Annotated in this window: 20 protein-coding genes; 11 read left to right on the plus strand and 9 right to left on the minus strand. The window is 44.3% G+C overall.

From position 1 onward, the window contains the following. Positions 1 to 12 precede the first annotated feature (12 nt). Entirely contained in the window at positions 13 to 1,086 is a 1,074-nt protein-coding gene (locus H6G03_RS26450; RefSeq protein WP_190471049.1) for a ligand-binding sensor domain-containing protein, read from the minus strand. 426 nt (positions 1,087 to 1,512) lie between these two features. On the opposite strand from H6G03_RS26450, the gene H6G03_RS26455 reads away from it, so the two are divergent. The 3 genes from H6G03_RS26455 to H6G03_RS26465 all read left to right on the plus strand — a co-directional run bounded on the left by H6G03_RS26455 (position 1,513) and on the right by H6G03_RS26465 (position 3,826). Further along, complete coding sequence (locus H6G03_RS26455; protein WP_190471053.1) at positions 1,513 to 2,943, plus strand: form I ribulose bisphosphate carboxylase large subunit; 1,431 nt, start codon at positions 1,513 to 1,515, stop codon at positions 2,941 to 2,943. A 92-nt stretch (positions 2,944 to 3,035) separates the two neighbouring features. Next, a complete protein-coding gene (rcbX, locus tag H6G03_RS26460; RefSeq protein WP_190471056.1) occupies positions 3,036 to 3,434 on the plus strand; it encodes a RuBisCO chaperone RbcX in 399 nt (132 codons plus the stop codon). A 56-nt stretch (positions 3,435 to 3,490) separates the two neighbouring features. Further along, positions 3,491 to 3,826, plus strand: coding sequence for a ribulose bisphosphate carboxylase small subunit (locus tag H6G03_RS26465; RefSeq protein ID WP_190471059.1), 336 nt, complete (start codon positions 3,491 to 3,493; stop codon positions 3,824 to 3,826). A 171-nt stretch (positions 3,827 to 3,997) separates the two neighbouring features. On the opposite strand, the gene H6G03_RS26470 is transcribed toward H6G03_RS26465, so the two are convergent. After that, a complete protein-coding gene (locus H6G03_RS26470) occupies positions 3,998 to 4,882 on the minus strand; it encodes a hypothetical protein (protein WP_190471062.1) in 885 nt (294 codons plus the stop codon). A gap of 201 nt (positions 4,883 to 5,083) precedes the next feature. Here H6G03_RS26470 and H6G03_RS26475 point away from each other — a divergent pair, with 201 nt between their 5' ends. Beyond that, positions 5,084 to 5,755: a Uma2 family endonuclease gene (locus H6G03_RS26475; RefSeq protein WP_190471066.1), complete on the plus strand. Its 672-nt coding sequence runs from the start codon at positions 5,084 to 5,086 to the stop codon at positions 5,753 to 5,755. 457 nt (positions 5,756 to 6,212) lie between these two features. Then, positions 6,213 to 7,490: a ribulose bisphosphate carboxylase small subunit gene (locus tag H6G03_RS26480; protein ID WP_190471068.1), complete on the plus strand. Its 1,278-nt coding sequence runs from the start codon at positions 6,213 to 6,215 to the stop codon at positions 7,488 to 7,490. 30 nt (positions 7,491 to 7,520) lie between these two features. Here H6G03_RS26480 and H6G03_RS26485 read toward each other — a convergent pair whose 3' ends face one another. Together H6G03_RS26485 and H6G03_RS26490 are read right to left on the minus strand one after the other, a co-directional pair. Continuing rightward, complete coding sequence (locus H6G03_RS26485; RefSeq protein WP_190471070.1) at positions 7,521 to 8,522, minus strand: serine hydrolase; 1,002 nt, start codon at positions 8,520 to 8,522, stop codon at positions 7,521 to 7,523. Positions 8,523 to 8,610: 88 nt separating this feature from the next. Continuing rightward, the gene (locus H6G03_RS26490; protein ID WP_190471073.1) at positions 8,611 to 9,162 is read right to left on the minus strand and encodes a 2'-5' RNA ligase family protein; all 552 of its coding nucleotides are present in this window, start codon (positions 9,160 to 9,162) and stop codon (positions 8,611 to 8,613) included. 131 nt (positions 9,163 to 9,293) lie between these two features. Here H6G03_RS26490 and H6G03_RS26495 point away from each other — a divergent pair, with 131 nt between their 5' ends. Further along, positions 9,294 to 9,560, plus strand: coding sequence for a YciI family protein (locus H6G03_RS26495; RefSeq protein WP_190471076.1), 267 nt, complete (start codon positions 9,294 to 9,296; stop codon positions 9,558 to 9,560). A gap of 94 nt (positions 9,561 to 9,654) precedes the next feature. Here H6G03_RS26495 and H6G03_RS26500 read toward each other — a convergent pair whose 3' ends face one another. After that, positions 9,655 to 10,068, minus strand: coding sequence for a GFA family protein (locus H6G03_RS26500; protein WP_190471078.1), 414 nt, complete (start codon positions 10,066 to 10,068; stop codon positions 9,655 to 9,657). A gap of 220 nt (positions 10,069 to 10,288) precedes the next feature. Here H6G03_RS26500 and H6G03_RS26505 point away from each other — a divergent pair, with 220 nt between their 5' ends. Both H6G03_RS26505 and H6G03_RS26510 read left to right on the plus strand, forming a co-directional pair. Beyond that, the gene (locus H6G03_RS26505; protein WP_190471088.1) at positions 10,289 to 13,006 is read left to right on the plus strand and encodes an ATP-dependent Clp protease ATP-binding subunit; all 2,718 of its coding nucleotides are present in this window, start codon (positions 10,289 to 10,291) and stop codon (positions 13,004 to 13,006) included. Between the two features lie 10 nt (positions 13,007 to 13,016). Further along, positions 13,017 to 14,177 (plus strand): glycosyltransferase family 4 protein, encoded by a 1,161-nt coding sequence (locus H6G03_RS26510; protein WP_190471091.1) that lies wholly within the window; start codon positions 13,017 to 13,019, stop codon positions 14,175 to 14,177. 69 nt (positions 14,178 to 14,246) lie between these two features. On the opposite strand, the gene H6G03_RS26515 is transcribed toward H6G03_RS26510, so the two are convergent. The 4 genes from H6G03_RS26515 to hpsE (H6G03_RS26530) are packed head-to-tail and all read right to left on the minus strand — an operon-like array spanning position 14,247 to position 18,260. Beyond that, the gene (locus tag H6G03_RS26515; RefSeq protein ID WP_190471092.1) at positions 14,247 to 15,230 is read right to left on the minus strand and encodes a glycosyltransferase; all 984 of its coding nucleotides are present in this window, start codon (positions 15,228 to 15,230) and stop codon (positions 14,247 to 14,249) included. Positions 15,231 to 15,245: 15 nt separating this feature from the next. Further along, positions 15,246 to 16,232, minus strand: coding sequence for a glycosyltransferase family 2 protein (locus H6G03_RS26520; RefSeq protein ID WP_190471094.1), 987 nt, complete (start codon positions 16,230 to 16,232; stop codon positions 15,246 to 15,248). A 48-nt stretch (positions 16,233 to 16,280) separates the two neighbouring features. After that, positions 16,281 to 17,231 (minus strand): hormogonium polysaccharide biosynthesis glycosyltransferase HpsE, encoded by a 951-nt coding sequence (hpsE, locus tag H6G03_RS26525; RefSeq protein ID WP_190471121.1) that lies wholly within the window; start codon positions 17,229 to 17,231, stop codon positions 16,281 to 16,283. A gap of 42 nt (positions 17,232 to 17,273) precedes the next feature. Then, positions 17,274 to 18,260 (minus strand): hormogonium polysaccharide biosynthesis glycosyltransferase HpsE, encoded by a 987-nt coding sequence (hpsE, locus tag H6G03_RS26530; RefSeq protein ID WP_190471096.1) that lies wholly within the window; start codon positions 18,258 to 18,260, stop codon positions 17,274 to 17,276. Between the two features lie 71 nt (positions 18,261 to 18,331). On the opposite strand from hpsE (H6G03_RS26530), the gene htpG reads away from it, so the two are divergent. From htpG to hpsA, 3 genes are all read left to right on the plus strand, one after another. After that, entirely contained in the window at positions 18,332 to 20,365 is a 2,034-nt protein-coding gene (gene htpG / locus H6G03_RS26535) for a molecular chaperone HtpG (RefSeq protein ID WP_190471123.1), read from the plus strand. 254 nt (positions 20,366 to 20,619) lie between these two features. Continuing rightward, entirely contained in the window at positions 20,620 to 20,856 is a 237-nt protein-coding gene (gene rpmB, locus H6G03_RS26540; protein ID WP_190471098.1) for a 50S ribosomal protein L28, read from the plus strand. A 668-nt stretch (positions 20,857 to 21,524) separates the two neighbouring features. Beyond that, positions 21,525 to 26,159 carry a hormogonium polysaccharide biosynthesis protein HpsA gene (gene hpsA, locus H6G03_RS26545; RefSeq protein ID WP_190471100.1) on the plus strand — a complete coding sequence of 1,545 codons (4,635 nt, stop codon included), beginning with the start codon at positions 21,525 to 21,527 and terminating at the stop codon, positions 26,157 to 26,159. Positions 26,160 to 26,183: the final 24 nt, after the last annotated feature.

Raw genomic sequence — 26,183 nt, forward strand, 5'->3', positions numbered from 1 at the left:
CCGACGCCCTCTTCAATATTCAGGAGTGGTGCGACTGAAGGCGCGATGGGTTATAGCAGCACCTGTATTCAAATTTACCCAAGCTAACCCGTCACGAGTGCCCACCCACAATTTATTGCCGGTATCCGAAGAGAGGGAAAGGACTTTAGCCGCAGGCAGACCGGAAACTTGACCCGCGAGCGTTCCGGTGTAAGGATTGTAACGAAAAACACCAGCATCTGTACCGACCCAAAGGCTACCCAACTGGTCAAAATTCAATGCTGTAATATTGCGTTCTGCTAGTTCGGCAACAGTTCGCACGATTTTACCGGTGAGGGGATCGAGTTCGATCAAATTGCTGGGCGTTCCCACCCACAGACTACCTTTAGAATCTAAGGCTAAAGCTTGGACAGTCGTGCCCGGTAAGTCGGTAACTCGTCCGATCGGATAAGCGCTGGCGGTATCGACTCTTACCAAACCGTCGAGAGTTCCCACCCACAGCTGACCTTCTGTATCTAAGCTGAGGGCGTTGGCGCTAACACCCGGTAAGTTTCGCAGCGTGGTCATCAATAATCCTCGATCGGGACTAATTAGAGATAAACCGCGATCGCCTCCTACCCACAAATAACCTCGTTTGTCAATCAAAAGAGACAATACTCGATTGGAAGGCATAAAAAAATTCTGTGCCGTAATTTCGTTGGTGCGGGGGTCTACTCGTTGCAATCCCTGGTAAGTTCCCACCCAAATTCTGCCTACTTTATCTTCAGCTAAAGCACCGATAAAAACATCGGGTAAGTTGACCCGCGTCAAAATGCGACCCGTATTGGGGTCAATCCGCGCTAATCCCTGCCACGAACCTACCCAGAGTTTGCCGAGAACATCGCGTAGTAAAGCACTAACGCGATACTCTCGTTGCTGAGGCGTTTGGCGCTGTATTCGTAAGGGATCGACTTCTGGTGGCGGCGGTTGTGCTGGGTAAAAGGGAGTCTCATCTTTTCCGGACGATTGAGCTAGGACGCTTCTGGTGTCGGTTTCTCCCAGGAATGCTGCCAATCCCAGCAGCGCGGCACTTAGGAAAATACTGATGCGCCCACTCAATAATGACATAGTTATTCTCCTGACCGAACGATTCACAAATAGGCTACTGCTTAAGAGAGTCTAAGGGCTAGGGGAAGAGAGGGGCAGAGGAAAGGAAGGAATTAGCTAAATTGCGAGCGATAATCTCACATCGGGACGGGAGTGATAGTTGCAGTGCCGCGACTTAAAAATATTGTCGCCCCACTGACGGGAAAAGGGGGGGATTTGACAAGAACATCATTTTTTTGGCTGTTCTGCAAGGACGATCCCCAAATCACAAGATGTCACTTTTTGGATGGATGGTGCAACAAAAATTTATACCTATTAAAAATATATAAAGAGAGGTTATGAAATTCTAAAAAAAATTTGAAGTGTAGCTAATTGATTTCTTGATATAGTTTTAAGCATCTGCCAAATGGGCAAAAAAAAATTGCAGTAATTCCCAGGAAGGGACATATGTCTTACGCGAAAACGACGACTCAAGCGAAAGCTGGGTATCAGGCCGGAGTTAAAGATTACAGGCTGACTTATTACACGCCAGATTACACACCGAAAGATACTGATGTTCTGGCGGCGTTCCGCGTAACGCCTCAGCCCGGAGTACCTCCAGAAGAAGCTGGTGCTGCTGTGGCTGCTGAGTCCTCAACCGGTACTTGGACAACAGTTTGGACTGACCTGCTGACCGACCTCGATCGTTACAAAGGTCGTTGCTACGATATCGAACCGGTTCCTGGCGAAGACAACCAGTACATCTGCTTCGTTGCTTATCCATTGGATCTGTTTGAAGAAGGCTCTGTTACCAATATGCTTACCTCGATCGTAGGTAACGTATTCGGTTTCAAAGCTCTGCGTGCGCTGCGTCTGGAAGACATGAGAATTCCAGTTGCCTACCTGAAAACATTCCAAGGCCCTCCCCACGGGATTACAGTAGAACGGGACAAGCTGAACAAGTACGGTCGTCCTTTGCTGGGTTGTACGATTAAGCCCAAGCTGGGTCTATCTGCTAAGAACTACGGTCGTGCAGTTTACGAATGTCTGCGCGGCGGTTTGGACTTCACCAAAGACGACGAAAACATTAACTCTCAGCCGTTCATGCGCTGGCGCGATCGTTTCCTGTTCGTTCAAGAAGCGATCGAAAAAGCTCAAGCTGAAACTGGTGAAATCAAAGGTCACTACCTGAACGTGACCGCCCCCACCTGCGAAGAAATGATGGAGCGGGCTGAATTCGCTAACGAAATCAACACGCCCATCATCATGCACGACTACCTGACTGGTGGTTTTACCGCTAACACTACTTTGGCTAAGTGGTGCCGTCGCAACGGTCGCCTGCTGCACATCCACCGCGCTATGCACGCAGTTATCGACCGTCAAAAGAACCACGGTATCCACTTCCGCGTACTGGCTAAGTGCTTGCGGATGTCTGGTGGCGACCACCTGCACTCCGGTACCGTTGTAGGTAAGTTGGAAGGCGAAAAAGGCATCACGATGGGCTTCGTAGACTTGATGCGCGAAGATCACATCGAACAAGACCGCGCTCGCGGTATTTACTTCACCCAAGATTGGGCTTCTATGCCCGGTGTAATGCCAGTTGCTTCTGGCGGTATCCACGTATGGCATATGCCCGCGCTCGTGGAAATCTTCGGCGATGATTCTTGCCTGCAATTCGGCGGCGGTACTTTGGGTCACCCCTGGGGTAACGCTCCCGGCGCTACCGCTAACCGCGTGGCTTTGGAAGCTTGTATCCAAGCTCGTAATGAAGGTCGCAACTTGTTCCGCGAAGGTGGCGACGTGATCCGCGAAGCTTGCAAGTGGAGCCCCGAACTGGCTGCGGCTTGCGAACTGTGGAAGGAAATCAAGTTCGAGTTCGAGGCAATGGATACCCTGTAATCGATTTTGGATTGCCGATTTTGGATTTTGGATTTATTTATTAATCTAAAATCCAAAGTCTAAAATTTAAAATCGCCGGAGGCGGGGTCAAAATGGATCTCAAACAAGTCGCGAAAGATACCAGCAAGACGCTGATCAGCTACTTGACCTATCAAGCCGTGCGGATTATCATGGCTCAACTGAGCGAGACTAATCCTCCGCTAGCTTACTGGCTGAATAACTTTTCTACGAAAAGCAAAATCCAAGATGGAGAAGCTTACTTGGAGGAGTTGCTCCGGGAAAAGCAGGAACTGGCGTTACGAGTGATGACGGTGCGCCAGCATCTAGCAGAGGAAGTAACAGATTTTTTGCCAGAGATGGTTCGCACTGGTATTCAACAGGCAAATATGGAGCATCGGCGTCAGCATTTGGAACGCATTACGCAACTGACTGTTTCTGACCCCGCCGCATCTCCTGAAGGGCAAACAGAACCGCAAGGTGAATCTGAATAAGCTCGATCGTTAGCAGATAGAACAGAATTACAAGTACTAAGGAAGACCTGTAAGCAATGAAAACTCTACCCAAAGAGCGTCGTTACGAAACTCTCTCTTATCTTCCCCCTCTCACCGACGCCCAAATCGTTAAGCAAGTTCAGTACATTCTAGAGCAAGGCTACATCCCAGCTGTAGAATTCAGCGAATCTTCTGCGCCGGAAATGCACTACTGGACTCTGTGGAAACTGCCTTTGTTCAAGGCTACCACTGCTCAAGAAGTTCTGGAAGAAGTACGCGCTTGCCGTTCGGAATACTCCAACTGCTATATCCGCGTTGTGGGTTTCGATAACGTGAAGCAGTGTCAAGTTCTCAGCTTCATCGTTTCCAAGCCTAACACCAGAGGTTACTAATATTTAGTTGGTACAACTGAATCGTTAGTTTTTAAAGTAGGGGCAATTCATGAATTGCCCCTACTTTATTTGTGAGGATGGGAAAGTGCGAAGTTTCTGTGTGGTGAGATGAAATCGCACTTCTGGCTACCCATTTTATTAATTGGTAAAAGATGCGATCGCATTTTTTTGTTAATCTCTAAATCTCGTTACCAATTCTTCACGGGACAATTGCAGTAGTAAAGGAGTAAACTCCTCTGGAGGGAAACTCAATATCGAGTCAATTAAAGCAGATAATTCTGCATCTAATTCTCCAAATCTTGCTTTTAATAAATTTTCTACTACTAAACGCTCTCCCTGTTGGATACCTTGTTGGATACTTTGTGCTAACTTTTCCTGAAGCAAAGGTTGCAATCTCATAACTAACTCCCGATCGTCTGCTTCTAAACTTTGATTGACCGTTAAATTTTCTCGTAATTGATAGAACAATTCCAAGATTCTTTCTCGCCATACATTGTCTGGCGGTAGCGCCTCCAATTCATCAATTGCTTGCTTTTGTACGTTTTTCTTTCCCCATATTCTCAGCCAAAGAGTTTCTGGAGTTTTGGGTAATTGATGAATTACTACAATGGCTGTTCTCAAATAATAGGGAAGGAAATAAACTCCCGCGCCCCAATTGTCCTCTAGTATAGCGCGGAATCCTTCCAAGATGGAGGCTGAGGCGGTTGGAGTGAGAATCCATAAGTAAGGTAAGCTGATGGGTTCATCGGGTGCATTTTTGCGCTTTGCTTGTCGTTGAATGCTTTCTCGGACTTCTAGCGCTTTCAGGAGGCAAGCACAAACTTCATCTGGGTCAATGGCATTGCGAAAGGGTTCAAAGATGGCGGCTGTTTCTCCCAATCTTCCTAATAATCCTAAATCTTGCGATAGGGTTTCGGGAGGAGCGTTGGGAATGAACAGTACATCGATTTCTCTTATTTCGGATGAGACTTTTTGAGCGGGTTTTACTTGTCCGTAGGGTGTCAGTAATTCTTCTAGACAATCTTTTGTGAATCGATCGTGTATGAAGCGAGTCATTATTGACAATGGAATCTTTTTAGGTGATATTTATTATTATATAATAAATATGCGATCGCCTCACATTAGATTTTATTGTTGAGCAATTTATTATACTAAAAGCCAACACCATAATTTTTGGGTAGTGCAAGTAAGCAGAAAGCCGGAGACATATTGCTACTCCTTATGCCACAATGAAAACAAAGGGTTGGAGGTCAAGTAATGACAGGAACAATGCCGAAAATTTTGCCTTTGGAAAATGGGGATTGTCTCAGTCGCGCTGAATTTGAGCGACGCTACGAAGCAATGCCTCAGTTGAAAAAAGCCGAATTAATCGAAGGAGTTGTTTATATGGGATCGCCAGTCCGAGTTATCCACGGTAGACCTCACGCTAGTATCATAGGATGGTTATCTCCATATCGGATTGCCACACCCGGTATCGATTTGTTAGCTGATACCACGGTACGCCTCGATGCAGATAACGAACCACAACCCGATGCACTGTTGCGAATTGAAGTTGGGGGACAATCTACTATTAGCGAAGATGGTTATATTGAAGGTGCTACTGAATTTATTGCTGAAATCGCCGCAAGTAGTGCTTCTTATGATTTACGAGAGAAATTGAGAGTTTACCGTCGCAACCAAGTACAAGAATATTTGGTTTGGCAAGTTTACAACCAAAGAGTTGATTGGTTTCGCTTAAGAGAAGGAGAATATGTTGCTTTATCAGCGGACGAATCGGGAATAATTAGAAGTGAAGTATTTCCGGGTTTGTGGTTAGCAGTTCCGGCTTTATTAAGTGGAAATTTGCTTGAGGTACAGTCGGTTTTACAGATGGGGTTAGTAACATTAGAACACCAAGCTTTTGTAGAAGAGTTGAGCAACCGGGGATAATGCGATCGCATTCCTATGAAAAGCGCGATCTGAGTTTGCCAACACTATCATTCGACTTATTCTTATTGTGAAGGGACAAATAAAACTGCTTTTATTAGGAGTCACGATCGATATAGTGATTTTGTGATGACAGAATTAGAAATTCACCAGAAATATTTGTTTTCTGCGTAACGGGTACGATAAGTGGAAGAAAACCTACTATATGCGTACTCTGCGGTTCAAATAAATAAAAACTTCGCGTCCTAAAACGCGATCGCGTTTCGCTTCGCTATCGCGCCTTCGCAGTTAAATTAATTGTTGGGTTTCCTTACCTCAAGCCAACCTACTATATGCGTACTCTGCGGTTCAAATAAATAAAAACAATCGCACCCATCAAACTAATTAAACTATCCCACTTGTTACCTAATGTTATAAAATTTTAACATTAGCGTTAGATGCGATCGCCAATCACACACCAATGTCTTACTACATCTCTCCCAGGTTCCTTGACAAACTTGCCGTTCATATCACCAAAAACTTTCTCGAACTTCCGGGAGTAAGAGTTCCTCTAATTCTCGGCATTCACGGACGCAAAGGAGAAGGGAAATCCTTTCAATGTGAATTAGTATTCGAGAAAATGGGCATCGAAGCAGTGCATATTTCTGGTGGAGAACTAGAAAGTCCAGATGCAGGAGATCCGGCGCGTTTGCTGCGCTTGCGCTATCGAGAAGCAGCAGAATTGATTAAGGTTCGCGGTAAAATGACTGCGATCGTGATTAACGATTTGGATGCAGGTGCAGGACGCTTCGATCAAGGCACGCAATACACGGTAAATACGCAGTTGGTGAATGCTACGCTGATGAATATTGCCGATAACCCAACTAACGTACAACTTCCTGGCAGTTATGATTCAACACCCCTACATCGCGTGCCAATTATTGTGACGGGAAATGACTTATCCACTCTCTATGCGCCGTTAGTTCGCGATGGTCGGATGGACAAGTTTTTCTGGGAACCAAACCGCGAAGATAAAATTGGGATTGTCAGCGGTATTTTTTCCCAAGATGGACTTTCTCCCAGTGAAATTGAGCAGTTTGTCGATACTTTTATCGATCAAGCTATTGACTTTTTTGGCGCAGTGAGAGCGAGGATTTACGACGAACTAATTCGGGAATTCATCCACAAAGTTGGGATCGATCGAGTTTCTGCTCGCGTGGTAAATAGCGCTGATGGAAAACCAAATTTCATCAAGCCAGATTTCCGACTACCTCGCTTAATTGAATTTGGTAATTTAATGGTGCAAGAACAACAGCGAGTGAAAAATTCAAGGTTGGTAGAAGAGTACAATGCGGGGCGATTAAACTTCAATCAACCAACTGCGAATGTTGCGCCTACTACTCCTATCCAAAATGAAGTACCGAATAACTCAACCAAAGTTGAGACAGTATACAAAGTAAATTATGCCACCAGCAACGGTCAGGTAAACGGTGCGAAACTAAGTGCAGAAACTCAGGAACAGGTACGCCAGTTACTCGCCCAAGGATATCGCATCGCTACGGAACACGCCGACGAACGTCGTTTCCGCACTCAATCTTGGCAAAGTTGTTCTCCAATTCAAACAACTGAGGTTTCGGATGCGATCGCATCTCTGGAATCCTGCTTAAATGACCATACTGGAGAATATGTCCGCTTGATCGGGATCGACCCCAAAGTTAAGCGTCGCGTTGTGGAGAAGGTGATCCAGAAACCGCATTAATTTTGACCTCCTCCCCGTCTACGGGGAGGCTCAAATCGTTCCATTCTTAGCAATATAATTCACTATTTTACCAATACAATCGCGAATTTTGGGAGCGCTCTTACCGTTATCTTCAGTAACAGTAATAATATAAGTTTTACCCTTAATTTTTGCTGCTAAAGTAGCGCCTCTAACTTTGCTATTTTCTCCGGTTTTTTCGCCCAACCAATTTCCCGCCGATGTTTTTAAAGCATCAAATCCCAACTCGCGATCGACTTGCTGATTAAAAATATCAATAAGTACATTATATTCGGGATATTCGCAATTGTAAATCTGCATCATCATGGCGGAAAGTTCGTTGCTCGTAACTCGATTAGCTCCAAAGCCGCGATTTTTGGTTGGTTTAGTCGATTCTCCTGTGAGCTTGTAACCGACTTGAGTTGTGGGATATCCTAGATTATCTAATACTTGATTGAGATAATTCCATCCCAAATAATCTATTATTTGATTGGTGGCAATGTTGCTACTCCGGGCAATCATTTCCGTCAACAAATATCGGAAAGTATAAGATTTACCCGCTTTGATGGGTGAATAATCTTCTTCAGTAAAGTTGCTGGTGTCAACATAGATCGTTCGATCCAAACTCATGTTATTTTGGGATAATTTTTGCAAAAGTGCGATCGCGATCGGAACTTTAATTAAACTGGCGGCACTTTGCGGCGGTCGATCGCCTTGATAGCTCCAACATTTTCCCGAAATTTCGCACACTGTAATTCTGGCTGAATTAAGGCCGCTATCCGATGCTATTTTCGCCAGATTTTTTGATGATGAAAACTTGATAACAGCCTTTTTATTGGAGTTGTTATTTTTAGTTTTATATGCTAAATAAGGGAGGGATTTCGCTATAGCGCAGGGTTGTATATGAATGGGCGAAACAACTTCTTTGGTAGAAGAAACGAAAATAGCATAACTAGCAAGTGCTGCTGGGGGAGGGGTAACTCCCATGATGCTAATTAGAATTGCCAAAGATTGTCCAGCTAGTTGGTAGGGCACGTATTTTTCTCCTTTTACACCACAGAATTATCGATTTCTTTTTTGTCTTTCTACCATACAGTTGCTGGTGTGGTGGGCATTGCCCACCCTACGAGAGGGGAAATTGTGAGTGAATATTCCACCGACTGCCGTCATGAATTAGCAGAGTTAGCTTATCGGCAAGAAACTCATATTGTAACGATCGCTCCTGGAATTCCGGCCATGCAGCATGAAAGTTCTGTCGTGTCAAGTCTTTGAAGGCAACCGTCATGTGAGGGGCAAAAGGGCGTTTTTTGGAGACAGGATCTACAATACTCAAAGATGTTTCCATACGAGCCATCAAGTCTTTTTGTAAAGATAATAGTGCGGGCGTTTTGAGAACATTGATATAAATGACTCTGGGCGGAAAAGCTGCAAATCCTGATAATGTAATGGGTACTGCTTGTTGCGTACTGGCAAAACTGCTGAGTGATTCTAGCAAAGTCGGGACTGAATCGATCGCATATTCAAAAGGCGGTTGCAAGGTAATATGCGGGGGAGACTTTTGGGCATGGCGGCTATTGTAGCGATCGGCAAAATATTGCTTAATCTCATTAGCTCGCGACTGCATTTCCTGGGGCGGTAGAAGTGCGATGAAAAATCTTTTTTTTGATTTGTCCATAATAGTAGAATTACAAATATCAGAGAAACTGGGTTTCTTGGGGCGCTCCAGATAAATTCGGCTTGGACAATTAAAGAAACCCGGTTTCTTACTGCGCCAAGCGAACATTAGCACAAAAAGGATTAATTGGAATGCCTTGGTTTGTCAAAATCGAACAAGGAATTGTCGATAAACCTACGTTTGACAAATACGTACCCGCACATAAAGCTTACGTACAAGATTTGATTGCCAAAGGACATCAGGCGCGTAGCGGGTACTGGGCGGAACGCGGCGGCGGAATGCTCCTATTCCAAGCGGCTACGATCGAAGAGGCGCGAGCGATCGTATCCCAAGATCCCCTAGTGAAAAATGGCTGCGTTAAGTACGAACTTCACGAATGGCGAGTCGTAGTCGAGTAGTCGGTGAAGGATAAGAGTAATTTGGCCAATTACTAAAAAAAGCAATCATTCGCAGATTTTCAGCCCAAATTATTGCTTGGCAGAAATCCTATTTCTACATCTGTGGCATCTTGTCAAACTTGGGCAGTTGTGGGTCAGTATAATCCCAAGCGGGAGCGTTCGCCGCAAAAATGACCATGCTGGGTTGGAAAATAGAAGGATCGTCTAAGCTACTGGCGCTAATCGCACCCATTTCCGGAAAGCCAGAAGACTCAGCGTAGATGGAACAACCGCAGTTGGGACAAAAACCGCGCCGCACCATATTCCCACTCTCACCCTGCGATTCGTAGAACTTGAGTTCACCGGAGATTTTGACAGCAGACCTGGGGACAGCTAACTTGGAACTGTGACCTGTGGCGCTGGTTTTGCGACAGTCAGAACATTGACAGTGCATGGCGGCGAAGGGGGATGCCTGACATTCGTAGCGCACAGCCCCGCACAGACAGCCACCGGAGAAAACCTCGGTCATCTCAAAAATCCTCTTGTCATTCTAGCGATTGTTTTTTCCCTTCTAGTTTGTACGATTCAAAATGGGAAATAGGGAAAATTTAAGAGAAATCTCAAATAGACAGTTTCGCTGATTTTCCCCAGCCCCCTATTGTTCGATAAGTAAGTGCTGATGGTTTTCAGTATCATGGTCATCAGGGGTAAGAATTGAGAAACCCTTTGATAAAGAGGAACGAACTACTGTGCAGCCTACGGATGCTACTAAATTTACCGATAAAGCTTGGGAAGCCATTGTCAAATCGCAAGAGGTGCTGCGTCGCTATCAACATCAGTATCTGGAGGTAGAACATTTAGCGATCGCACTTCTGGAACAAGAAGGACTGGCACACCGCATACTCAATCGCGCCGGCATTGACTCCGCCCGTCTGGTGTCCCAACTTGAATCTTATGCAAAATCACAAACCAGAATCGTTGCTAAGAGCGATGATATATACCTGGGCAAAAACTTAGATGTATTGCTCGATCGCGCTGAGTCGGCAAGGGTATCTTGGCAAGATGGGTATATTTCTGTCGAACATTTAATCATAGCCTTTGCTGAAGACGATCGCATCGGTCGTCGGTTACTCAAACCTTTCGATACAGATGTCAAAAAGCTGGAAGCTACTATCAAAGCGATTCGCGGCAGTCAAAAGGTTACCGATCAAAACCCGGAAAATCGTTACGACGCCTTAGAAAAGTACGGGCGCGACTTGACAGAACAGGCAAAAGCTGGTAAACTGGACCCCGTAATCGGACGGGATGATGAAATTCGCCGCGTGATTCAAGTGCTATCGCGCCGGACGAAAAACAATCCCGTGCTGATTGGAGAACCGGGAGTTGGGAAAACTGCGATCGCAGAAGCTTTAGCTCAGCGGATCGTTAACGGCGACGTACCGGAATCTTTGAAAAATCGCAGATTGATTTCCCTGGATATGGGCAGTTTGATTGCCGGTGCCAAATATCGGGGAGAATTTGAAGACCGCCTGCGATCGGTATTGCGGGAAGTCACCCACTCGGAAGGGCAAATTGTCTTATTTATAGATGAACTGCATACCGTCGTCGGTGCGGGTGTGGGCGCTCAAGGGGCGATGGATGCGGGCAACTTGCTCAAACCGATGTTAGCGCGTGGGGAATTGCGCTGCATTGGCGCAACTACGTTGGATGAGTACCGCAAGCACATCGAAAAAGATGCGGCGTTGGAAAGGCGCTTCCAACAAGTTTACGTGGATCAACCTACAGTTGAAGATACGATTTCGATTTTGCGGGGACTGAAGGAACGCTACGAAGTTCACCACGGGGTTAAGATTACAGACTCGGCGTTGGTGGCGGCGGCGACGCTTTCCCATCGCTACATCTCCGATCGATTTTTGCCAGATAAGGCGATCGATCTGGTCGATGAAGCAGCTGCTAAGTTGAAAATGGAGATCACCTCAAAACCGGAAGAGTTAGAGGGGATCGATCGGCGACTGATGCAGTTAGAAATGGAGAAGTTGTCCCTGGAAGGGGAAGAAAGTAAGGCATCGCGAGAACGTTTGCGCGGAATTGAAGATGAAATTACCGAATTGAAGGAAGAACAAGAACAACTTTCTTCCCAATGGCAAGGTGAAAAGAATCTTCTGGAAGCGATCAATACTTTAAAAGAGGAAGAAGAACAACTGCGGGTGCAGATCGAGCGAGCTGAAAGAGCTTACGATCTCAATAAGGCCGCGCAGTTGAAGTATGGCAAACTGGAGGGAGTGCAGCGCGATCGGGAAGCGAAAGAAGCGGAACTTTTGAAACTGCAATCCCAAGGTTCCACCCTGTTGCGCGAACAAGTCACCGAATCCGATATCGCCGAAATCGTCGGTAAGTGGACGGGAATTCCCGTTAACCGCCTGCTAGAGTCGGAACGGCAGAAACTATTGCAATTGGAAGCGCAATTGCATAAAAAAGTAGTCGGACAGCAGGAAGCCGTCTCAGCCGTTGCAGCGGCGATTCGACGCGCTAGGGCGGGAATGAAAGACCCAGGAAGACCGATCGGCTCATTTCTGTTCATGGGGCCAAGTGGAGTCGGAAAAACGGAGTTAGCCCGCGCTTTAGCCCAGTTTTTGTTCGATTCCGAAGACGCCTTAGTGCGAATCGATATGTCCGAGTACATGGAAAAGCATTCCGTATCGCGCCTAGTGGGTGCGCCTCCCGGATACGTCGGATACGAGGAAGGCGGACAACTTTCGGAATCGATTCGCAGGCGTCCCTACTCGGTGGTGTTACTGGATGAAGTGGAAAAGGCGCACCCGGATGTGTTCAACATCCTCCTCCAAGTGTTGGATGATGGGAGAATCACCGATTCCCAGGGGAGAACGGTCGATTTCCGCAATACTGTAATTATAATGACGAGTAATATAGGCTCGAATTTAATTATTGACCTATTAGGCGAGAAGCAAGGACGAACAGATAAAAAATCAGAACTTGATTCTGCAATCCAAAATCCCAAATCTAAAATCCAAAATTGGGATGATTCCCAATACGAACAAATGCGTAAAAAGGTGATGGACGCCTTAAGAAAACATTTCCGTCCGGAATTTCTCAACCGCGTCGATGAACCGATCATATTCCACACCCTCAGTCGCAGCGAATTGCGGCAAATTGTGAGCATTCAAATGCAGCGCATTCAAAAATTACTCGCCGACCAAAAAATCAACATCGAACTCAAACCAGCCGCCCAAGATCGTTTGGCAGAAGCAGGCTACGATCCAGTATACGGCGCTCGTCCCCTGAAAAGAGCGATTCAGCGAGAGTTGGAAAATCCCATTGCTACCATGCTGCTGGAGGGCGCTTTTGTTCCAGGCGATATAATTGCGATCGACTGCGCTGATAATAAGTTAACATTTAGCAAAAAACAGGCAATTGGCTTATTAGAGCCTCAAAAACTGCCTTCTTAAGGCGATCGTAATGATTAAAGTTTTTCTCCTCTGTTCTGGGCTGGGCAACGTCCAGCGCGGTTATGAGTCCTTTTTCCAAGAGTGCTTTTCTGTTTTATCGCAGGAATCTTCTCTTGACGTAACTCTCTTCAAAGGAGGTGGTAATTCTCAGGAAAAATCCATAAATTTATGGAATATGCCGCGCTCTAGTTGGATGGCAGTTAAACTGGGAAATTTAGTGAAAAACTTGAGTGAATTTTTGAAAAAAGGAGATTATTTTCTCAAACAAGAAGGCTACTTCATTGAAGAAGCTTCATTTGTTTTTAGTCTATTGCCATTTATACAGAGTCAAAAACCAGACGTAATTTATTTCAGCGATGATGGTTTAGGTTATCTACTTTGGCATTGGCGGCGGTTGACAAAACAAAATTATAAGTTACTTTTCCGTAATGGTGGCCCGTTTTCTCCTCCTTTTACTCGTTGGAATCATGTACAGCACTTGACTCCAACGAGCTTTCAAAATACTCTAAATTATCAAGAACCTGCGGCAAAACATACTCTGCTTCCTTCTGGATTCAATATACCGTCCGAACTACAAATGCTTTCAGCCCAGGAGCGAGAAGTTTTACGAAATAGGCTGGGATTACCTAAAGAGAAACCTTTAATTCTTTCCGTAGCAGCTATTAACAGTTTTCACAAGCGAGTGGATTATATTATTCATGAAGTTGCTACTTTGCCAGAGCCAAGACCATTTCTTTTACTATTGGGACAAAAAGAAAAGGAATCAGATAAACTAATCCAGTTAGGCAATCAATTATTAGGTTCAGATAATTTTCAAATAAGAACAGTACCTCGCAATCAAGTAGATGATTATTACAGAATTGCTGATGTTTTTGTGCTAGCTTCTTTGCGCGAAGCATTTGGGCGCGTGTTTGTCGAAGCTATGTCATATGGGTTACCATGTTTAGCTCATGATTACGATATTCCCCGTTATGTGTTGGGGAAAGAAGGTTATTTTGCTAATTTTGAATTGTCAGGAACCTTGGCAAATTTAATAACTAAAGTTCTCAGTGAAAGTCTGGATAAGCATAAGCGCCTCGGTTACCATCGTAGCGTTTACGATCGCTTTAGTTGGGAGCAACTTCGCCGAGCTTATGTTGATATGATTGAGCGTTGTGCTGTGGGTAGTTAGGAAGGTGCGATCGCTTAAGTTCATCTTTAACTATACTTCTAAAGCGCCTTGCTTCAAAAATTAGTATTTTTACACAGTCTGCCGCAGATATCCCAGTATTGTACTGGTATTGAATAATCCTTTAAATCTACTAACTAAAGCCTGAGCCTGAGCCGTAGGCAGCAGCAAGATTACAGCTATTTTAAGTAATACTTTTAAAATAATTCTTGAGAACAAGATAGCACGATCGTTCTTCACGGTATACCAGAGAAATCTTCCAGCTTCTAAAACTCTACGTCGTTCTACAAAGCCTTCAAGTGCCTTGAAAGTTAAGTATTTATAGGTGTTAGCAATACTGTGCTTTTTCAAATGTTGTAGAGACTCAGGAGCTTGAGAAAAGGCTCGTTCAATAACTTGCAAGCAAGCTACCTCCATCTTCCCAAGATTAGAAGATGCTGAATTAGCAGAAATTCGATATAAAACTTGTACTGATGGCACCGCGACAAATTGATAGCGTGCAGCCAAGCGCAACCACATATCCCAATCCTCAGCAGGAGGAAGTGACTCATCAAAGCTACCAACTTGGTTTAAAGCATCTCTGCGAATCAAAGGGTTAGAGCCATGTTCCAAAAAATCAGTCAACAACATCTGTGCATAAACATTACCAGTTAGGTTAATATGATTTCCTCGACGCAAAAATTGCCCGGATTCATCTATACAATCAGTCCAGCTATAAGCAATAGCTGCTTGAGTATTTGTCTGTAAAGCTTTTAATTGCAGCTCTAGTTTATCCGGCATCCATACGTCATCTGCATCTAAAAAGGCAATGAATTCACCATGAGCTATAGAAAGTCCACGATTTCGGCTAGCAGCTTGTTTAGCATTTGGATAAGAGAAAACCTTTAATCGATTATCTTTGATGTTAGCAATAACTTCCAAAGTACTATCAGTAGAACCGTCATTAATAATAATTAACTCCCAATCGGAAAATGTCTGCGCCAAAACTGATTCTATGGTTTCTCGAATTGTTTTTTCACCGTTATATACTGGAATAATTACAGATATTAATGCCATATTAGTTAAATTAAATTATTTGCGACTTATTTCAGACATAATTGCATCAATAATTGGCTGGGGAGCATTTTGCTCTTTAAAATAATCCTGTAGTTCTCCTTCTAGCCTGCTTCTCAACCAGAAATCGCTAGCAATAACTTTAATAACTTGCCGAACATAAAAATTTATATACTTCCAGCTAGGTATATGTTTATAATCCCAATAAATGATATTTAACATATGCCATATATTATGATGAAATTTTAAATTCGTGAATCCTTGCAGTATTTTTATTTTTTTAAAAATATTATTTTCTATACGCCATTGCATCCAAGGAGGCATATAACGAACAAAGTCGGCAATCTGACAGTCTGTTGTCGCTTGCAAACGACTTGATAAAATAACTTTAAATCCACACTTTTTAGCGCGACTCACAAATTCAAAATCACCGCCATAATGGCGGAATCTGACTGCATCCGGTAAACCAATTTTTTCAACCACTGTGCGGGGAATAACAGCTATGTTTCCATTTAGAGTGTCAACTATTATTTCTTTTTCGGAAACAAAATGATCCATGCTGCGAATTAACTTTTTTCTAAGCATTCCGCTAAATACAACCCAATCTGGATATGTTCGCTCTCGAACTATTCCTCCGATTATGGCTTCTTTTGATAAAGGAGAGTCGCAAATTTCTTTGATATTATCAATCAAGTCTTCTGATATGGATATGTCATCATTTAACCAAACAATATAATCTGAATTTAAAACTTCAATGGCGTAATTCATCCCTTGACAAATAGCTCCTGTCCACCAGAGAGATCCATCTGCTTCAAGGAGGTTAACTTCGGAAAATTGAGAACGGATTAGTTCTTTAGTACCATCAGTAGAACCATCATCTACAACAATTACATTAAATTTTTTCTGATAGTTTTTATTGCTTAATTGACTATAAATTTGGGTAAGAATATTTTGAGTATAATTTTTTCTATTCCTAACTGGAATTATCGCGGAAATTACTGACATATATTATTTACTCCAATTGCGATCGCTTGTCAAGCATTTCATCAAAAATTATTTTTGTATATTGATTTTCAATAAATAAAAAGGACTGAGAAAACTACCTATGAAAAATTCCATTTCACAGGCAGCGATCGCATCATTTTTCAACTCTCCTCGATACTTGATTAAGTGTAATGCCATGCGGCGCAAGTTTCCCAGTAAAGTTTTCGCGATCGCAATCGGTTTCTGCCAATTTTTAGCGTTAATCAGACGCAAATGGCAAGTAGCTAACCCACAGCCACGAGAGAGAGAAAGTAAGTAATTTCTTTCCAATCGCGATCGCGGTATCTGATGATAAGTGTGCATTTCAGGATTATACCAAATTTCCCAACCTACTTTGTGCATATACAGCAATGCTTCGTAGTCTTCTCCCCCCAACATCGAACCCCCTAATCTACCTCTTAACGTAGGACGAGTGGGAACGCTCTCATTCCATGCTTGTTTGCGAACTACCAAAGCCGCAGCTGTGGGGAGGCTTAAATTTTCTGGAGCGAAGAGCTTTGGTTTTGGGCCATATTCTCTGATTGCCAAAAAAGCTTGTATTCTTCTAAAATTTTCGGGAGGGGGAATTTCAAAATCACCGTGGGTTTGACCGCTCCAGGCACCAGCTTTTGGATGTTCTTTGCTAAATGAGTAAGCTGTTGCTACCCAGTCAGGATCTGGCAGATTATCATCATCAAGAAAACCAATTAATTCAGCTTTAGCTTCCTTGACCCCCCTTAACCTTGCGTAGGCAGATCCTTGTTCTTTTTCAAGATAATACCTGAGAGGATAGGCTTGAGGCCAATTAGCTTGATAGTTTCGGACAACTTTTGCCGTATCGTCGGTGCTGTTATTATCAACGATAATCACTTCCCAGGAAAGTCGATCGCTATTATTTTGCACTAGCAGCCTATCCAGAAGTTTTGGCAAACGGCTTGCCCCATTATAGGTAGGAATAACGACAGTAAAGTCTAAAAACATTTTGTAATAATTCATATTTTCGGACTACAATATACTTGCTTGTCACTCTTTATTTTTGTTACTTAAATATCCATTGTTCCAGAGATAAAAAAAACTTAAAAAACTGCTTAAAAGTAGTTCCATTTGACAAGCAGCCACCAAATCTGACTTTATTCTATTCCTGTACTTAAGCAAATGCAAAATTATTTTGCGTAAATCGTTTGCCATGTATCCCACAAAAGCCAATGGTCTTTGCCAAGATACCACACTCAGCATCCGAGTAACGTAACGGCTAAGTCCAATTCCTCGAAAAAAAGGAATTAAGTATTGTTTTTGCAAACGCCAATGGGGAATTTTGTGTTCGATTTCCATAGCGGGATTGTACCAAATTTCCCAGCCACGATTTTGGATATAAGACAACATTTCCAAGTCTTCACCAGTCAGCATATTGCTATCAACTCTACCTGTTAAAATTAACTGACTGGGGACGCTTTCTAGCCAAGCTTGCTTACGCACGACCAATCCCGCAGAGGGAGGCAGTAACTTTTTACTGCGTTTGTATAGCAGTGGTTCCGAACCGCGTTCTACGATCGCTAAATAAGGCAGTAGCGGCTTAAGGTTTTCCGGGGGGGGTATTTCAAATAGTCCGTGAATTTGACTACCGTATGCACCAGCTTGAGGATGTGCTAGACCAAAGGTACAGGCAGCTTCTACCCAATTCGATGCAGGTAAATTGTCATCATCCAGGAAGCCAATCAGTTCTGCTTGTGCTTCCTCAATAGCCCTTTTGCGAGCAAATCCAGCTCCCTGCTGACCTTCAAAGCAATACTTTAAAGGATAATCTAAAGGCCAGCTAACTTGATAATCTCTCACAAGTTTGGCTGTGTTGTCTTTGCTGTTGTTATCTACTACAATAATTTCCCAGCGGAAGTTTTGTATGGACTGCGATCGCTCAGCGTGTGCAATGCACTCTCTCAGTCTCTCTAGAACTTCCGGTAAACGCTTCTCGCCATTATAAGTTGGGATGGCGACGGTGAAGTCAACAGACATATGGCGTTCGGGACGCTAAAGTCACAATCTATCCTGGATATAGTATAAGCAACCTAACTCAACTTATGACCATGCTGGAACAAGGCACTATCACTATCCATACCGAGAATATTTTCCCCATCATCAAAAAATCCCTCTACTCCGGTCACGAGGTTTTCTTGCGGGAACTAATCTCCAACGGCGTGGATGCCATCCAAAAACTGAAAATGGTGTCCCACGCAGGTGAAGTTACAGGCGAAGTCGGGGAACCGAAAATTAAAATCTCCATCGATAAGGACAAAAAGACGCTCTCCATCACCGATAATGGCATCGGTATGACCGCTGAGGAAGTTAAGAAATATATCAATCAAGTTGCCTTCTCCAGCGCCGAAGAATTTATCCAAAAGTATAGAAGCAGTGGCGACCAACAGATTATCGGTCACTTCGGCTTGGGTTTCTATTCCTCCTTCATGGTGGCCCAAAAAGTCGAAATCGATACGCTTTCCTACAAAGAAGGGGCACAGGCAGTACACTGGTCGTGCGACGGTTCCCCAAACTTTACTCTAGAAGATTCGCCCCGTACCGATCGCGGCACTACCATTACCCTCTTTTTACAAGAAGAAGAAGTCGAATACGTCGAACCTTCCCGCATTCGGCAATTGGTGAAGACCTACTGCGATTTTATGCCAGTGCCGATCGAACTTGAAGGCGAGCAGATCAACAAACAAAAGGCACTGTGGCGGGAATCCCCCAGAAGCCTGAAAAAAGAGGATTATTTAGAATTTTACCGCTACCTCTATCCCTTCCAAGAAGAACCGCTGTTGTGGGTACACTTAAACACCGATTACCCCTTCTTACTCAACGGTATTCTCTATTTTCCCAAACTCAAACCAGAAGTAGACGTAACGCAGGGCAATATTAAACTGTTCTGCAATCAAGTATTTGTCAGCGACCACTGCGAAGAAATTATTCCCAAATTCCTGCTACCGATGCGCGGCGTCATCGACAGTCCGGATATTCCCCTCAACGTCTCCCGCAGCGCCTTGCAGATGGATCGCACCGTTCGTAAAATAGCAGACTTCGTTGCTAAGAAAGTAGGCGATCGACTCAACGAACTCTACCGCGATAACCGCTCCGAATATATCAGCTCTTGGCAAGACCTGGGCACCTTCGTCAAATTCGGCTGCATGAATGACGAAAAGTTCAAAAAGCAAGTCGAAGATATCATTATCTATCGCACCACGTTAGCAGTAGAGCAGCCGTCCCCGCCTGCTACCGAAGCAGGAGAGCAAGCATCCCCGCCTGCTACCGTACAAGTGCAAACACAAGAAGGCGATGCTTGGCAAGATGTTACCCCAGCCGCTCAAGAACAAGAAAATCCCAAATCCCAAATCCCAAATCCAAATTCGGAATACACCACCCTCAAAGAATACCTAGAACGCAACCAAAAACGTCACGAAAACCGCGTATTCTACTGCTCCGATCCAGTAACGCAGGCAACATACGTAGAATTACACAAAAAACAAGGTTTGGAAGTCCTGTTTATGGACTCCTTCATCGACAGCCACTTCATCTCTTTCTTGGAACGGGAATATAAAGATGTCAAGTTCTCTCGCGTAGACTCCGAACTGGATGAAAACCTCCTCGAAAAAGACAAAGCCGCCGAAATTGTTGACCCCAAAACCAACAAAACTCGCAGCGAACTGATTAAAGAGCTATTCGAGAAGGCGCTCAACAAGGAGAAAGTTACCATCCGCACGGAGGCGCTTAAATCCGACGACCCCCAAGGCACTCCGCCGGCAATGGTACTGCTACCGGAATTTCTGCGCCGTCTGCGGGAGATGAATGCTTTGTTGCAGCAGCAAGCTGTGCAATTCCCTGAAGAACATACTTTGGTGGTGAATACCTCTCACCCCTTGATCCACAATCTCGTCAATCTCAGTCAAGGCGGTATCGTCCAAACTGAAGGTACATCACCCAGCGGCGAACTGGCTAACATGATTTGCCATCACGTCTACGATTTGGCTTTAATGGCACACAAAGCATTCGACGCTGAAAAAATGAAGGCTTTCTTGGAGCGATCGAATCAAGTCCTCACTCGTCTCACCGAACGCGCCGCCAGTTGAACGGGAAAGTCAAAAGTCAAAAGTCAAAAGTCAAAAAAAAGGGCGTCGGGATTAGGGGTTAGGGGAAAGGGGAAGATAAAAGAGGGAAAAGATTAATTATCTCGCTCCCCCACTCTCCCGCTCCCCCACTCTCCCGCTCCCTCTCCCCTCTTCCCTCTTCCCTTTTCCCTCTCTCTTCCCTAGCCCCTAACCCCTAACCCCTAACCCCTATAATGGAAGATTGCGCTCAAAAAAGTTAAATCTGGAGAAAATCTATGTCCCGTGTATGCCAACTAACAGGCAAAAAGGCTAACAATGCCTATGCCATTTCTCACTCTCACATCCGCACCAAGAAGCTGCAAGAAGCTAACTTGCAGTGGAAAAGAGTTTGGTGGGCCGAAGGCAAACGCTGGGTGAGACTGCGGCTTTCTACAAAAGCGATTAAGACCCTCGAACGCAAGGGTTTGTCAGCAATGGCAAAAGAAGCTGGGATTGACCTTAATAAGTTTTAATCGATTTCTTGCTGCAAGCTTTCGTAGGGTGCGTGAGCGCTTAAGCGCTCACGCACCTCATTTATTATTATAAAACTGCAATTTTGTCAAGAGCGATCGCCCTATTTTGAGTCGATCGATTTATAGGTTGGACTGAGTAAAGCAAAACTAGACTAAAAAGTTGGGTTGAGGAACGAAACCCAACCTACCAGCTATTCTCCCACTCCCCCGCTCCCCCACTCCCTCATACACCAGAAGGCTTATCTTTCCGTGGAGTGATCGGTTTACTGAATCTCGTGGGTACTATAAGTTTAGTCCTTAACTGACTTGTATCGATAAATTTTTCTTGAAGATGTGCGGAATATGCTCAAAGCAAAGTGTAGTTACCCAAGCGGATACCAATCCTTGTGGACAAGGACACAACTGCGCCTTATACACTTATACCGAGCAATTGCCCGTTTCTCCGTCAAATTACAGATCGTTTTTAAATTTCCTTTGTGTTTTGCAAGAGCGTATTTTCTCGGTTGATGCTCAGATTTGCAGTGTTAGCACATAGGTTAGCCACAAAATTTTTAAATTTTCTGTCAAGTCACAATAGAGCTTTTTAATTTCTCTTACCTTACACTTTTGGATCGATTCTCTCTTTTTGAGCCTGCTGGAAATAGCCTCTCTCATACAGGAAAGCAGCCATGTTAAAACGCAAACAAACCAGAGCCATTCAAAAATTCATCTACAGCGTATTCAAACAGTTTTGGCAGCTGTCGAGAAGTGCTAGCAGAAAATTGAGCCGCTGGCTGGTACGTAATTTGTTGCATAAAGGTTATGGAAAGCGGAGTCACGCTACGGCTAAAGCTGGTTTTGTGTTACCGACTGTAACCGTACTTTTATTAGTTGTAGCTTTGGTGGTTGCCGCTATTCTGTTTCGTACTGGTAGCCGCACCAATCAGGTGATGGGAGAACGGGAACAGCAGGTGATTTATAATGCTGCCACTCCTGCCATCGAACGGGCAAAAGCAAAACTAGAGTATTTGTTCTTAAAAGATACGCGCTTGCCTAGTGGCCCGCCATCAAATGAATTTCTGATGAGCTTATTAACTAACGGCTTAAACCCTAATTATCAACTCATCTCAACAGCAAACCCCGATCCATACCTATTTCCCGATGAAGATGATATTCGGGGGGTGAACGGTCGGTTAGACCTTGATGGAGACGGTCAGGTAGACCCAGCTTGGGCTTACCAAACTGATGTAGATGGTGATGGAATTAAGGAAATAGTTGTTTACTCTATTTTACTTAATACAAGAAATCAGAGCGGCAATATCACATTAGAAAGCAGTTCGGATGCCAACAAAGCATCTGCTTTGGTTGTACGTAATGGCCCGTTGAATACGATTAATATTAGCGATCCAGTATGCAGCAATTTACTGACGGGTTCTGGTTCGGGAACCTCCAGTTCGACAAGCCCAACTTCAATTAATCCAAATCATTGGTATCCTGCTGGCAGTGCAGTTCTCCGCAAAACTTTCCAGGTCGATGCTATTGTTATTTCCAATAAACCGGGTTTAAAAAGAACAGTTACCACTCTGGAATTTCAGCAAGATAGGCAGCTAGACAAAGGTAACAAATGGGGTGCTTGGTTCCGCTATGACTTGGAGGTATTTCCAGGTAGCGCCTTCAACTGGAACGGAGCGATGTACAGCGCCGGTAATATATTTGTCGGGAGCAACGATGGCTCTAGTAAATTCCGGAGCTTCTTAATTAGCGCTCAAAAGTCTTGTTTTTATACCAAGGATGCTTCCGAAATAACTATCGCGACATTGAACGCTGACCCACCCAGGCAACCAAATGCTTATTTAGGACAAATAGGTGTAGGTAGATTATCTACCAACTCATACGATAGTAAAGCTATTTTTCACGTCGTTAACTCAGATAACTCACCTAATAGTACTAATGGTGTGGAAATGGATAGTGGGAAAGATTCGGTAAAGGATGACAAAAAACCTGTCGATATATCCCTCGATCCTGTAGCTCTTTTTACTCAAGATATTTCCAAAGCGCGGACTGGAACCCCTCCAGATAATAAACTAGCTAGAGATGCTGGTTGGGACTCAAACGCAGGGCCAGGTACTATAGGCTATTTCCAAACCAGAAAAAGAATTTATAACAAAACAGAAGCGACACCATACGTAGACGATACTTATCGAGCTGACAATCGCTATGGCCCTAAACCGAGATACGATAAAACGGATATTACTGAGAACGGTCTGGCAATACCGAGTTCCGAAACAAAGCTGATCAAGGATGTCGTTCCCCCACAAGACCAAGAATTCAAAGAACTGGGTTTAGATGGTTATTGGGAACGCAGAGCTAGGGCAGAAGGATTGCGGATAATTGTGGGAGAAAGGCTGCAATTGGGTAATACCTATGGTTGGGTTAATTCAGACTTAAATGCAAATGGAAACCGTAACGAGCCTAATGAAGCCGATCCACTGTATCCACCCAATCAAAACCCAATCAAACATGAAGAGCAGCAAAGACGCACACTTAGAGATAATTTAGCAGCGGTTCAAGCAACAGCAGTTTACCACTACAAATCAGGAAATAGTGGGTACTTTCCCATTGCGTTTGTAGCAACTACCGCTCATCCGGGAACGGGAAGTAACACTACTGGAACTATTGGCAACAGTAAGAAGTTCAATCTCAATTCGAGTGTCTACAGCTATCCTGACGGTACGTCGGCAATTTTGTACAGCGATTTCTTCAACGGCAGAGGAACCGATGGATGGGAATACGAAGTAGTAGCAGGTGGTGGTGAGGATGAAAATACCTTTAAAGGTCAGCTTTCTGCCGGACAGCCTTTAGGAAAAGCTTTAAGGAACCTGGCATATTTTGCTGGGGAAAAAGATGGAGCTTTCCCACCTACCAAGCAGGATCGCGTTTACCCTCATCCTTACTTGACGATGTGGGGTAATTTCTCGAACCTAAATCGCGCCCTTTCTAATTTAGACAGTGTAGGTTACGACAATCTCAGCATTGCAGATAAATCTTACATCCACACAGCTGCTGGAACTTTGGGAATGTTGGCAAACAACATCAGCTATTTTCAGGGTTACACCTACAACGCAGCAGATTTAGAGAATCTGAATACTGCGCTGAAAACTCTTGATAATGCCAGCACTTCTCCAGGTTCAACACCTGATGCTTATATCGATAAAGTTACCGACACAACTCAGAAAAAAATCGCTCAGTTCGTTTATCAAAAAGAGCAAATAGCTCGCGATCGTCTTTTAGGTTTTGCTCCGTCGCCTTCTGCAACCTCACCAACAGCACCATCAGGAGCAGAGTTCCGTTATGAAGTGAAGTTGCACGCTGTTAACCCTCCTACTGGTAGTACGACACCCAAATTTAAATATGCTGGTGTCGAATACGGAAATGACGTTACTACAGACACAGCTACTCAGAAAAAATTTGTCTATGTAGGTTGTGACCTTAGCGATTCCGGTGATGGGTCTGGAAATAACTGGTTTGGTATGGGAAATCCTAATTCCTGGGGAACGGATGTAGAAAAGGAAAAGAAATTTATCCGTCTAGCCGTAAGCCTCTGCCCCACTCAGCCTAAATATCCTTCCCTCTTCTACATTTTCCCAGTAGCCACTCATAGCGATCGGCAAACAGTTAATACTTCTGTTAATAGTTCTGAAGAGTACATCAAAAAAACTACAGACAGATCTATTCCCAATCCTCCAGCAGGGTATGTAGGCTTCAGCCCAGCAGAAATAAATTTAATGGCACTGCGGCCAAAAGGTATCAACTTCGCTACAGGCTGCGGCGACACTGGTTGGTGTTTACCGACAACTAACAGCATCGTACCAAGTACTGTACCGAGCAAAGATGATTTCGCCGTAATCGATCCTAATGGTAATCAAAGATGGGTTTCTATCATCGATAACGCCCTCTTCGATGGCAGAGAAATGATGAACGTGCGAGTTTTAGACATAGATTTAAAGCAACTCAAAAGCGTTACATTTAACGGCGATACCTGGTTACCAGCAAATCACGGTGTTGTTTATGCTTTCCGAGAAGATGCCGTGCGAGAAGATGCCATTTCCAGACCTTCCAATGGCGCTTACACAAATCCCAACGATACCGGTCACCCCAGAACAAACGCTACAAACCCCAACGATCCAAAAGATCCAGCCTTAACTTCCCTGAAAATATCACCCAAACCAGTAGATTTTTACGCAGACCCAGACCGTCGCCCTTATGGTTTCCGTTTGCGAAACGGGCAAGTTTTGAAGCGAGATACGGGCGACCAAGGATATGGAATCGCGTTTGTTTCCGATAACCCGGTTTATATTCAAGGCAATTTCAATTTCCACAGCACTGACGGAAATTCCAATGACTTAGAAGAGTTCAAGGATATTCTGCTCAAAAACGATCCCAATTGGAATCAGTTCTACAATAGACAGCAATTAGACGATCGTTTTGCCCGCCCGAATAAGGATACTTGGCGACCCGCTGAAATCGCAGCTGATGCGATCGCGATTCTTTCAGATAATTTCGATGCAGGAAGCGTAGAGGACGGCATCAAAAATGATACCTCTAAGAAAAATTCTTACCGAGGTTTCAACGGCCCTAATGGTGACAACGTTAATCCAGAACGCGGTTGGATTCGGGAAGATGGGACGGTAAGTAATACCAGTCTTCCTATCAAATTATCGAGAAACGGCTACCCATTCTTTTGTCCTAATAGTGCCCCTGCGCCTATTACTGGTCAGCCTTGTACTACGCCCCAGGAATACAAAGCTAGCTATCGCCAATTCGGCTATGCTTACGGTACTTCCAATGTCCTCGACAAAGCCAGCAACACCCAGGTCAACGCCACCATAGTCAGCGGTATTCTTCCTTCTCAAAACAAACAGAGTTATGGTGGTTTGCACAACTTCCCCCGTATGATCGAAGATTGGTTCGACAGAGACCTGAATATTTCTGGTTCCTTTGTTCAGTTAAGCTTCAGTACCTATGCTACAGGGCCATACGACCAAGACGATTGGGAACCAGATGGTGCAGATGGCGCTAACGAACCAAGAAGTGAAGAATGGAACTTCTACTACAACCGACCCAACCGCCGCTGGGGTTATGATGTAGGATTGCAATATGCACCGGCAGGCCCTCTAGCACAACGCTTCATCCAATCTGCTAGCCCCCGCAGCGAGTTCTACCGAGATCTAGAAGTAAGCGACCCCTACATTTGTAAGTTACGCCGTGCGTTAAACAACAGACTACCTGATATAGATCTAGCATCTCGCACAGAATGCCCGTAATAGTACAGGTAGATGAAGGAGAAT

It is taken from the genome of Aerosakkonema funiforme FACHB-1375 (assembly GCF_014696265.1).
Lineage (GTDB): Bacteria > Cyanobacteriota > Cyanobacteriia > Cyanobacteriales > Aerosakkonemataceae > Aerosakkonema > Aerosakkonema funiforme_A.